Annotated in this window: 12 protein-coding genes; 6 read left to right on the forward strand and 6 right to left on the reverse strand. The window is 53.9% G+C overall.

The features are described 5' to 3' along the window. Positions 1-73: 73 nt before the first annotated feature. The gene (locus DQG23_RS34215; RefSeq protein WP_113035535.1) at positions 74-1,105 is read left to right on the forward strand and encodes an HD-GYP domain-containing protein; all 1,032 of its coding nucleotides are present in this window, start codon (positions 74-76) and stop codon (positions 1,103-1,105) included. 214 nt (positions 1,106-1,319) lie between these two features. Here DQG23_RS34215 and DQG23_RS34220 read toward each other — a convergent pair whose 3' ends face one another. Continuing rightward, positions 1,320-1,964: a MarC family protein gene (locus DQG23_RS34220; RefSeq protein ID WP_113035536.1), complete on the reverse strand. Its 645-nt coding sequence runs from the start codon at positions 1,962-1,964 to the stop codon at positions 1,320-1,322. A gap of 236 nt (positions 1,965-2,200) precedes the next feature. Between DQG23_RS34220 and DQG23_RS34225 the strand changes: the two genes are divergently transcribed. The 5 genes from DQG23_RS34225 to DQG23_RS42365 all read left to right on the forward strand — a co-directional run bounded on the left by DQG23_RS34225 (position 2,201) and on the right by DQG23_RS42365 (position 4,510). Beyond that, the gene (locus tag DQG23_RS34225) at positions 2,201-2,413 is read left to right on the forward strand and encodes a YneF family protein (RefSeq protein ID WP_113035537.1); all 213 of its coding nucleotides are present in this window, start codon (positions 2,201-2,203) and stop codon (positions 2,411-2,413) included. Between the two features lie 148 nt (positions 2,414-2,561). Then, positions 2,562-3,185: a TetR/AcrR family transcriptional regulator gene (locus DQG23_RS34230; RefSeq protein ID WP_113035538.1), complete on the forward strand. Its 624-nt coding sequence runs from the start codon at positions 2,562-2,564 to the stop codon at positions 3,183-3,185. 329 nt (positions 3,186-3,514) lie between these two features. After that, the gene (gene folE / locus DQG23_RS34235; RefSeq protein WP_113035539.1) at positions 3,515-4,105 is read left to right on the forward strand and encodes a GTP cyclohydrolase I FolE; all 591 of its coding nucleotides are present in this window, start codon (positions 3,515-3,517) and stop codon (positions 4,103-4,105) included. A 51-nt stretch (positions 4,106-4,156) separates the two neighbouring features. Beyond that, positions 4,157-4,330 carry a hypothetical protein gene (locus DQG23_RS42360; RefSeq protein WP_158560844.1) on the forward strand — a complete coding sequence of 58 codons (174 nt, stop codon included), beginning with the start codon at positions 4,157-4,159 and terminating at the stop codon, positions 4,328-4,330. 3 nt (positions 4,331-4,333) lie between these two features. After that, the gene (locus DQG23_RS42365; RefSeq protein ID WP_158560845.1) at positions 4,334-4,510 is read left to right on the forward strand and encodes a hypothetical protein; all 177 of its coding nucleotides are present in this window, start codon (positions 4,334-4,336) and stop codon (positions 4,508-4,510) included. 791 nt (positions 4,511-5,301) lie between these two features. Here DQG23_RS42365 and DQG23_RS34240 read toward each other — a convergent pair. From DQG23_RS34240 to DQG23_RS34260, 5 genes are all read right to left on the reverse strand, one after another. Beyond that, entirely contained in the window at positions 5,302-5,748 is a 447-nt protein-coding gene (locus DQG23_RS34240) for an ATP-binding protein (RefSeq protein ID WP_158560846.1), read from the reverse strand. A 55-nt stretch (positions 5,749-5,803) separates the two neighbouring features. Beyond that, positions 5,804-6,148 carry an STAS domain-containing protein gene (locus DQG23_RS34245; protein WP_113035541.1) on the reverse strand — a complete coding sequence of 115 codons (345 nt, stop codon included), beginning with the start codon at positions 6,146-6,148 and terminating at the stop codon, positions 5,804-5,806. 63 nt (positions 6,149-6,211) lie between these two features. Further along, positions 6,212-8,824, reverse strand: a complete 2,613-nt coding sequence (locus DQG23_RS34250; RefSeq protein ID WP_113035542.1) for a chemotaxis protein CheW — start codon at positions 8,822-8,824, stop codon at positions 6,212-6,214. Positions 8,825-8,838: 14 nt separating this feature from the next. Then, on the reverse strand, positions 8,839-9,279 hold the full coding sequence (locus DQG23_RS34255) for a chemotaxis protein CheW (protein ID WP_113035543.1): 441 nt from the start codon (positions 9,277-9,279) through the stop codon (positions 8,839-8,841). A 92-nt stretch (positions 9,280-9,371) separates the two neighbouring features. Then, positions 9,372-10,949 carry a HAMP domain-containing methyl-accepting chemotaxis protein gene (locus DQG23_RS34260; protein ID WP_158560847.1) on the reverse strand — a complete coding sequence of 526 codons (1,578 nt, stop codon included), beginning with the start codon at positions 10,947-10,949 and terminating at the stop codon, positions 9,372-9,374. Positions 10,950-11,034: the final 85 nt, after the last annotated feature.

Raw genomic sequence — 11,034 nt, forward strand, 5'->3', positions numbered from 1 at the left:
GCGGATCCGCTGGGGCTGGAAGGCACCTAGACGAAGAACAGGTAGAATAGCAAATCCAGCAAGGAGTGTAGCTGTGCGTTACGTATCGCTTGATTCCGTCGAAACCGGACAATATTTGGGGAGAACGATTTTTTCCAGCAACGGCGCGGTGCTGCTGGCGGAAGGCGTTCAGCTGACCGTTTATATGATCACCACGATGCGCAGAATCGGCGTAACGATGGTTTATATTAAAGATCCTCTATTCGAGGATGTCGACGTCGAGGATGTCGTATCGGAAGAAAACAAACGCGCCGTCATGCAAAAAATAGGCGAAACGATTCAAACGATCCGCTCGGGGAAAGACTTCCAAACGAGGGGCATCAGCATCAGCGTCGATAAGCTGCTTGAAGACGTGATGCAAAATAAGGAAGTGCTCGTCCAGCTGTCGGATATCCGGTCGAAGGACAATGAAATGTATATTCACGGCCTTAACGTTTGCACGATCTCCACGCTGATCGGCATAAACATGGGCTTGAACCAGACGCAGCTGAAGGAGCTGGCGATCGGCGCGCTGCTTCACGATATCGGCAAAACCGAAATGATCACGGACGACGCGTCGAAGGATCCCAAGCTTCACCATACGTGGCGGGGATTCGAGCTGCTGAAAAACAAACGGGAGCTAAGTCTGCTCGTCGCCCATATTGCGTTCCAGCATCATGAGCGGCCGGACGGTCAAGGCATACCGCGCAAGCTGGATAAAGACCAGATCCATTTGTACGCCAAGATCGTCGCTTGCGCGAACTGCTATGACAATTTGCTGTACGATCCGGGGACAGGCAAACGTCTACTGCCGCATGAAGCTTGCGAACGGATGATGGCGCTTTCGAATACGGAGCTCGATCACGACGTCCTAGTTCACTTTATGCGGATCGTATCGGTTTATCCGACAGGCACGTCGGTTCGGCTGTCCACGCGGGAGACAGGCGTCGTAGTGGGGCAGCACCGCGGACTTCCCGGTCGGCCGGTCGTCCGCGTCGTCACGAAGGAAGACGACAGCAATCTGGAGATCAAGGAAATCGACCTTGCCAAGCATACGACCGTGTTCATCGAAGGCGTGCTGACGTAAACGGCCGTTTTTTAAATATAAACCCGCGCGTCCCAGCTTATTCTTACGATGTCACTTTCTTCGAAAGCGTTTAGGATCGATCGCGAAGCCGTTTATCCTTGGTTTTTCAGAAAGTATATCGTGGAAACAGCTCTCAACCTCGGTAAACGCGCCAGTCCTTAGCTTATGCTTACGAAGTCGCTTTCTTCGAAAGCGTTTAGGACGGCGAAGCCGATTATCCTTGGGATATCCGAAAAATATCGCGGATAATCGGCTTCGCTCCGCCGACCAGAAACTCGATGGCCATAACCATAAGAATGAGCCCCATCAGCCGCAAAAGCACGTTGTTGCCGGTTTCGCCAAGTACTCTGAACAGCTTGGAGGAATGCCGCAGCACGATAAAAGTAATGAGGCAAACGAGCAGCACAGCCAAGATCAGAATGCTTTTGTTCAGCAGCGATTCGGCTTCCTGCATCAGCACGATGGCGTTCGTGATGGCTCCCGGACCGCAAATAAGCGGAATGGCGAGAGGAGTGACGGATATATCGCTGGCATATTTTTTGATTTCTTTTTCGGCGATTTTCGTTTTGACGAGTCTCGCTTGCAGCATATCTTGTCCCATCAGGAAAAACATGACGCCCCCGACGATCTTGAGGCTGTTTACCGTAATGCCGAAAAATTTAAAAATAAGCTGACCGGCAAATGCGAATAAAATCAGCGTGAAAAAGGAGACGGCAACGGCTTTACGGGCCGTCTGATGGCGGATATCCGGCTCCATGTCGGCGGTCATGGTCATGAAGATCGGCATGACGTTGAGCGGGCTGAGCAAGGTGAAGAACGATGTGAAACAGAGAAGCGCGAAGGCGATGCTGTCGTTCATGGCTGTTCCTCCTCCCGTGTGCGTTTTCTTGAAATCTTTAGGAAACATTTTACCTATAGTATGTACGGCAGTCCGGAACTTACTTACGCATGAGCGTGTTTGAAAATTCCCAGCACGAAACGCAGCAAAAAGGGGCTTCCAGATTTGTATGGGAAGTTGGGACATGATAATATAAACGGTATACGGGTCGGCATCCCGATTCTAAGATGAACATTGTTGCAGAGGGTGGACGGTAAATGGCGTGGAACATTATTATTCCGATCGTCACGCTGATCGTTGGCGCGGCGGGCGGATTTTTTGCAGGCGTGTTTTACTTGCGCAAGCAGTTGGAGCGTATGCAGAACGATCCGCAAATGATCCAGAAGATGGCGAAGCAAATGGGCTACAACATGAACAAGCAGCAATTGGGTAAAGCCCAGCAAATGATGAAGAAACAGAAATTCAAGTAATCGAAGCAATTCGGCAAAAGCGGAAGACGAAGCGAAGCAGCTTCTTGTAATCCGCTTTTCCATGTTCAGTAGAACTTACCGGTACTATCTAATGGCGTAGCCTCTTGCATGTGTAACGGCGAACGTCGACTCGAGGTGAAGAGATAAGGTGGCGGGCAACAAGGAGAAGGTTTTGGTCGCCGCGGCAGAGCTTTTTCATCTGAACGGGTTTCAGGCGACGGGACTGGAAGAAATTTTAAGTCAAAGCGGCGTATGCAAAAGCAATTTTTATTATCATTTTAAAAGCAAAGACGATCTTGGGCTTCAGGTAATCGAACGCCAAATGGAGGACCTGATCGAAACGCTGATCGTTCCGACGCTTGATGCCGCTAAGCAGGATGTGTATGAACGGTTGAAGCTGTTCTTCACGCGTATGATCGATTATTGCGGGAAATACGATTTTCGGCGCGGCTGCTTGTTCGGCAATTTGGCGCTGGAGCTGGGCGAGCGGCATGAGAGCATGCGGGCCAAGGTGAGCGATTTTTTCTTATATACGGAAAAACGGATTGCGGCCGTTCTTGCCGAGGCGGTCAAATCGGAGCAATTGTCGCTTAACGGACTGGAGCCGGAGGAAGCGGCGACCTCCATCGTTTCGCTGCTGCAGGGCAGCATTTTGCTGGCGAAAGGGCATCATAACAGCGACGCGATGCATCACAGCTTGAAGATGATGCTTCATTTTCTAGGCGATAACGGCCGGCGGTCGGATTTTTCGATTGCGGGATCGGCGCGGTAAAGAAATTTTATCGTAAGACTTGAGAAGTCGCCGACCGTTACCATACTCATGTAGTGAGCGAGTAGGTGGGGGATGAATCGGTGATTTCGTTTTTTTGTTTGCTGACAAAAACAGGAACACATATTCCCCTTTTTGTGGTATAATCTGCTTACGACGGTTGAACGCATTGATTGGGGCTTAACGGCTTAAAGCAAGAGAGAAAAACAGGGAAAGCCCAATAACGATAGCGTTAGGTCCTGGGAAAGCTCCGCTTCTGTTAAGGGCGGGAGCATGTCACATAATAGAAGAAGCATTTGCTTCGTGGCCAATGAGGATTGGAGGATGGAAACATGCCTGCTAAAGAGTATCGTAACGAGAGGGTTATTGCGAACCGCGAGAAGGTTGAGGAGCACGTTCGGGAAATTCTCCGTTTAATCGGCGAAGACGTTGATCGTGAAGGGCTGCTCGAAACGCCAGCCCGCGTAACGCGCATGTACGAGGAGATTTTCAGCGGCTACGATGCCGACCCCCGCGAGGTGCTTGGGGTAACGTTCGACGAGAAGCACGAAGAACTTGTCATTGTGAAGGATATCGTTTATTACAGCCAGTGCGAGCATCATATGGCGCCATTTTTCGGGAAGGTGCACATCGGCTATATTCCAAGCGGCAAGATTGCCGGATTAAGCAAATTTGCGCGGCTGGTCGACGCCGTAACGCGCAAGCTTCAAGTGCAGGAGCGCATCACGTCGGAAATCGCCGATATTATGGAAGATGTTCTGAAGCCGCACGGCATCATGGTAGTCGTGGAGGGCGAGCATATGTGCATGTGCTCCCGCGGCGTCAAGAAGTCGGGCAGCAAGACGGTAACCTCGGCGGTACGCGGTATTTTCCGCACGGATGCCGCTTCGCGTTCGGAGTTTTTGTCGCTGGTTAAAGAATAAGACGTAAATAGGGGGCCGTTCCTGGAATCGATTCCGGGAGCGGTTCTTTTTTTGCAAATTTTGATGGAACGGATTACCGCAAAAATGCGTTATCGAGCTGCTATTGGGGCCCGCTTGGAGGAAGGGATGGAGGTTCGCCGTACGCTGCAGCCCGAAATAGCCCGCTTGGAGGAAAGGATGGAGGTTCGCCAAGCACCGCAGTCCGAAATAGCCCGCTTGGAGTAAGGGATGGAGGTTCCCCGTACGCTGCAGTCCGAAATAGCCCGTTTGGGGCAAGGGATCGAGGTTCTTCGAACGCTGCAGTCCGAATTTGCCTGCTTGGAGCAAGAGATGGAGGTTCGCCGTACGCTGCAGTCTGAAATGGCCTGCTTGGAGCAAGGGATCGAGGTTCCCCGAACGCTGTAATCCAAATTTGCCTGCTTGGAGTAAGGGATGGAGGTTCGCCGTACACTGCAGTCCGAATTAGCCAGCTTGGAGCAATGGATGGAGGTTCCATGAACACTGCAGTCCGAATTTGCCGGCTTGGAGGATGGATTTACCGGTGTGACGGGCGAAATAGCCGCTGCAAGCAGGCGTTTTCGGACTGCAGGCAGGGAAAGGAAGCTGTACTCGATTCCAAGTGGGTAAAATCGGACTCCAGTGCATGCAAGCGAAGAGCGAGGAGGGGAGCTTGGAGATCGAGGAGTACACAAGGTATGCCTGTGAGGCATTTAGCGGGACCGGAATATGACAAAGTGAAATAACAAAGTCACACACAGGTATTAATACCGGCTGGAAGACCGGGTAGGGGCAAGGACGCAGCAAAAAGCAGTGAAGATGAAGGGAGGGGCGGGATAAGGAGTGGAAAGCGAAGCGGCCGCCTATATATACCCACCAAAGTGAAGCAAACGCTGGCGAAGCACATGCCGAGTACTTTGGCGGTGCCCGGAAACAAATCGTGTTTCTACCAATGCATAGAAACACGATTTTAACGAGCGGTTGGAATCCCATATCCCGACTCTCCCAGACGCGCTAACGTAGAGCCATTCGTCTAAGGACCGTCCGACGAACTTTCCGGACGGTCTTTCTATTGCAGCCGGACAAGCCGATAACCTATCCGGCTGTTTCACGTATAGCCTTTTAAAATCGGCTGCCGGACAGCCGCCCTATGTCAGTGCTTCGCCGGCGGTGCCGGCACGTCCAGGTCCGTAGCGAAGCTACCGGGCATCGCTCAGCTGCGCGCGCGTTTTGCGCATCGAAAATTTTACATGCCTCCCGCTGCGCGTAACCCCGAGCTCGTCCATCAGCCCGGCGATCAAGACGAGGCCTCTTCCGCGCGGACCGTCGTTCCGTTCCGTCACCTCCGCCAAAGCGCGCAGGTCGACGTCGAACGGCCGGCTTTCCTGACAAACGGCGATTTCAATGGTCGCATGGATCGCCGCCCACTGAATTTCAAAATACCCCGTCCGTTCCAGCGCGCCGTGATCATAAGCATTCGTGCAGGCTTCTTCCGTCGCGAGCTGCAGAAACAACGTCTCCTTGGCGCTGAAGCCGAGCTCCTCCGCCAACGTTTTGGTCATTTGCATAGCTGTCAAAATATCTTCGTAATCCCGGATTTCCAAGCTTTTGTTCGCATGTCCGGTACCGTTCCGCAAACAAGGCATGACTGACCAGCCTCCGACACGAATAGGATTTGGCAAGAGTGCGATCGCTTTCGCTTCATTTGACAGGCAGAGCTTGCATGAAAGCGACCGCATCATTGCGCTGCTTGAACAGCTTAATGAATATGCCGAACTTTACGATATCGAAAATCTCCTGCACCGTCGGCTCGATGCCGGCAATGACGACCTGCTTCTGAAGCCGCCGTCCCTGCTGAACCGCGTCAGCCATAACGCCGAGCGCGGCGCTGTTTACGTACATGACCTCGCGCAATTCAAGCACGAGACTCGCTTCGTCGGAATCTAACAGCTTCCATACGGCAAGCCGAAAATCGTCGATGTTTCTCAATGTTACATCTTTGTTCCACCACAAAATCCGGATATCGTCGAGTTTTGTGATTACCATGGTCAGCACCGCTTTCTAAAGGTGTTGGTGTCGTTCCAAGACTCAAGAAGACTGCGAAGCTGTTCACCCTTGCTGCCGAAGGGGAGGTTGCCATTCCTGCGGCAGCTCGCTTTCGCGCAGGACGCGGTCGATGTCGAGCAGTACGACAAAACGTTCGCCGTCCTTGTATATGCCGTTAATCATGCGGCTGTCGCCCGTCCCGGCATGGCTCGGCGCTTTCTCGATATCTTTGCCGTGCACCTTCAACACTTCGGTTACCCGATCGATCAGGATGCCGACGTCTTGCCGGTTCGTTTCCACAACGATAATTCGCGATTCACCGTTAAACGCCTGCGGCGGCAAGCCGAGAGAGCGGCGAAGATCGAAGACGGGCAGCAGGGCTCCCCGCAGATTGACAAGTCCGAGCATATGGGGCGGCGCGCCCGCGATATTCGTAATCGGAGGTACGACGATGATTTCCTTCACCCTGTGAATGTTGAGGGCATATTGCCCGTCCGAGAGCGTAAACGTTACGAGCTGCTGCAGATCGGCGTCCTTCGAACCTTTCTCGGCATGCTCGGATTCATGCACGCCATGCTGGGAGCCTTCTTCCTTCACAACTGCGCCTACATCGAGAATAAGGGCGACATTGCCGTCCCCGAGAATCGTCGAGCCGGATATATACGGGACGTCGCCTACGAATCGGCCGAGCGACTTGATGACGATTTCCTGGTTGCCGACCGTTTTATCGACGACCAGGCATACCCGTTTATCGGCGATGCCGACGACGACCACGAACAGGCGGTTCCCGGCTTGCGCCGTTTCGTCATGCGCGATGTTCATTTTGCGGTGCATTCGAATGAGCGGGAAAACCGTCCCCCGAATGACGCATACCTCGCGGCCTTGAATCGTCTTGATCTCGTCCTGCTGCAGCCGGACGATCTCGATCACGTTGACGAGCGGAATCGCGAACGTGCTCGGACCGAGCTTGACCAGCAGCGAACGGATAATGGCCAGCGTTAAAGGCAGCTTGACCGTCATGACCGTTCCCTCGCCGGGCGACGTATCGATATCGATAAGCCCGTTAAGCTTTTCGATATGCGAGCGGACGATGTCCATGCCGACGCCGCGGCCGGACAAGTCTGTGATTTTATCGGCCGTGGATACGCCGGAGCGGAAAATGAGGGAGACGAGCTCCTTATCGGTCATCCGGCTCGCTTCCTCCGCGGTGACGAAGCCTTTGCGGATGGACGCTTGCTTGACCTTCTCGGGATCGATGCCGCGGCCGTCGTCGGCGATCGAGATCACGATCTGGTTCTCCTGGTGCATGGCTTTCATGACGAGCTTGCCCCGTCTTGTTTTGCCGGCATTTTCTCTATCTTCTGGGCTTTCGATGCCATGATCCGCGGCGTTGCGCAAAATGTGGATGATCGGGTCGCCAATCTCTTCAATTAACGTCCGGTCGAGCTCCGTTTCTTTGCCTTCCATCACAAAATCGATCTCTTTGCCGGCAACTTGCGCCGCATCGCGAACAAGCCGCGGGAACCGGTTGAACAGCTGCTCGATCGGCAGCATGCGCGTTTTCATCATGCCGTCCTGCAAATCGGAGATGACGCGGCCGAAGCGGCTGCAAATATCGTTCAGCACGGCGGCGTCCTCATGCTCCTTGAAATGCTCGTTAAACCGGCTTTGGAACTGCTGCAGCCGCGTGTTGTCGATGATCAGCTCGCCGACGAAATTAAGCAGCTTTTCCAGGCGATCGACGTCGACGCGGACCGTTTGACTGACCTTCAGCTTGGCTTCCGCTTCCGAGCGCGGCTTCGGCAGCTCCTCTGCAGGCTCCTCGACCTGGCAGGCTTCGGTCTCCTGATCCGCTTGAAGGGTCCGGCCTTCGCAGAAGCTGTCGAGATTGTGACGATTGACCGCAGCGATATGGAAATTGTCGATTTGCGAAATTTGATTCATGCCGTGAATGAACGACTGCCGGTTTTCCTTCGTGACGACGATGAAAACGAGCGTTCCCTGAAATTTGTACTCGTCTTCGATTTCTTCGGTGCTTGGATAGGAGACGATGACCTCGCCGAGCTCTTTCAAACTGTTGTAGACGAGCAGAGCCCTGACCGACTTCATGGCGGCATCGCGAAGCAATTGAACGTAGATCGCCATCACGTGAAAGCCGTCGCGAATCGCCTCAAGGACCGTATCCCGCTGATAATCGTCGAGACTGACGAGCAGGGAGGAGGGAGGAACGTCTCCGGCTGTCTCTTCATGAATCGCCGTTCCTTCGGACGCCGCGTCGGCGCCGCCTTTGGCCTGCTTATAAATGCGATCGAGCGCATCGGTCAAAGGGCGTATATTCGTTCCCTCCAGCGCTCCGTCGATAATGGCTTGTCTAAGCACCTTCAGATAATCGATGGAATGAAAAAGCGCGTCGATAATCGAGGCATCAACTGCCAGCTCGCGGTTGCGGATCAGCTCGAAAACGTTCTCGATGCTGTGCGTCAAATCCTTGAGCGGCTCGAAGCCCATTGCGGCTGCTGAGCCTTTGAGCGTATGGGCGGCGCGGAATATGTTCGAAACGGTATTCATATCGCTGCCGTCCCGCTCCAGCTCAAGCAGCCCGGAGTCCAGCATCTGAAGCTGTTCGTTCAGCTCGTCCAAGAAAACGCCCATGTAGGCGGACGTTTGCAAATCCATAGTAATCCGCCTCCTTACCGGTGAATAATATCGTCGTACATAATCCGCTCAAGCTTGAGCAGGCTGACCAGCCCGTCCCCGGTTTTGCCGATGCCGGCCACGTAGCGGTTTTCAAGTCCGCCGATCCGTTCCGGCGGCGGCTGAATTTCGCGGAAGGAGGTGACCTGATACACTTGATCGACGATCAGGCCGACCATGGCGTCTCCATCGTTCACAATAACGATCCGGCTCGAATTCGTGAAAGGAATTTCCGGCAATCCGAACCGTTTCCGCAAACTTACCGCCGGGGCTACAGTCCCGCGAAGGTTGAAGACGCCGAGCAAATAAGGCTTGCTGTTTGGAATTTCCGTAATTTGCTGCATTTTTATAATTTCGCGGATATCCTGAATCCGAAAAGCATACCGCTCGCCGGCGATACCGATTTCTACAAACTGTTCTTGATTGACGACTGTCATGCCATTCACCCGTTCTCAGATTTGATTTGAAAGGAGGAACGCCGTTTTCGTCCGTGCCGTACAGACGGCTCAAACCGACTGAACGCGAGCCGTTAGCGGATTCTAAAAGCGGATACCGCACCGTTCAGCTCTTCCGCAAGCCGGGCCAGCGATTGGGAAGCGGAGGCGGTTTCTTCCGCAGCGGCCGCGGCTTCCTCGCTTGTCGCAGCGATCGCTTCGACGGAGTTAAGCACTTCCGTGGATTGAGCGGATTGCTCCTCGCTGGCTGCTGCGATTTCATTTACCTGCGAAGCGGAATCGTTCACTTTGTTCATAATTTGCCTCAAAGCGGCTTCGATCTGCTTCGAGAGCGAAACGGCAAGCGCAACCGCCTCGGCGCTGCTTCCCGTATTCGCCTGCATGCCTTTGATAATGGCGGCGATTTCCTTCGTCGCATTGCCGCTCCGTTCGGCAAGCTTGCGAACCTCGTCGGCGACTACGGCAAACCCTTTGCCTTGTTCGCCCGCACGAGCCGCTTCGATGGCGGCATTAAGCGCCAACAGGTTCGTCTGGTCGGCAATGTCGTCGATTACCGATATAATATGGCCGATTTTGCCGGAGTCGTCCTGCAGCAGTCCCATCCGCTCCTCAAGCTTCGCCATAGCCTCCATCGTCGCTTCGATCGTCGAGCCTCCGCTAACGGCTACGTCTCTCGCCTGAATGGATGCGTCGGCTGCCGCTTCAGCGCTTAAGGCGACGGTCTGGATCGCCGTCGACAGCTCCTTGAAGAGCTCATTGACGGTTTGCGCAGAGCCGGACTGGGTGCTTGCTCCGCTCGCAATCTCCTGCGTGCTGGCCGATATTTGCTGCGCTGCGGCCGCTACGTTTTGCGAGGAGGAGAGGACGCTTCCGATCAGTTGCTTGAGATTGCCGAGCATCCGGTTCGTCGAATCCGCGAGATTGCCCAGCTCGTCCTTGTTTTGGACTTCGACGTTCGGGATCGTCAGATTGCCTTTGGCCACTTCGCCGATGCTTTCCGTAACGAGAGCAAGCGGCTTCGTAATCGAGCGTGTCAGCAGGAAGGCGATCGTCAGTCCGAGCACGAGCCCGGCGACGATCATCACGATGCCGATCGTAAGACCGGACGTGTAGGCGTCATGCGAGTCTTGAGCGGATTGTTTGCTCCCCTCGTGGTTGTAGAGGACTAGGGCGTCCATTCCCTCAAAAAGCCCTTTGAGCTTGCCGAGGCTTTCCTCGTAGGCGGAGAACGCATTATCGCGGTCGTTCGTCCGGCTGATTCTGAGCGTTTCTTCGTTGAGCGGCAAAAACTGCTCCCACGAATCGGTTATTTTTTTGAGCTGCTTCCGGTCCTCTTCCTCGAAGATCGTTTTCGCATAGTCGTCGATTGCTTGGTCAAGCTTGGCCAGCACGGCGGTTCTTTCCTTCTCGGCGGCTTCCATGGCGGCTTTATCCGGCGATAAAATATGCGACAATGTCGTGCTCAGCACATATTCCTTCAAGTAGCTGATCGTGTTGATCGTTTCCACGGCGGGCGTCCAAGTTTCGGTGATTTGCTTCGTCTCGCTGTTCATGGTTGACATTTTATACAGAGCGATAGAGCCGACCAAGCATGTAATGAGCAGCATAGCGATGAAGCCTGCGTACAATTTTTTTCCAACCGTCAATTTCATGACGCATCCCCCCATGTTCTTATAGATGCTGGAAGGCGAGCCTTCCGCTCCGATTCCCGGCAACTCGGCATTTTGGGAATATAGT

The sequence above is a fragment of the Paenibacillus contaminans genome, assembly GCF_003285015.1.
In the GTDB taxonomy this organism is placed as follows: domain Bacteria; phylum Bacillota; class Bacilli; order Paenibacillales; family NBRC-103111; genus Paenibacillus_V; species Paenibacillus_V contaminans.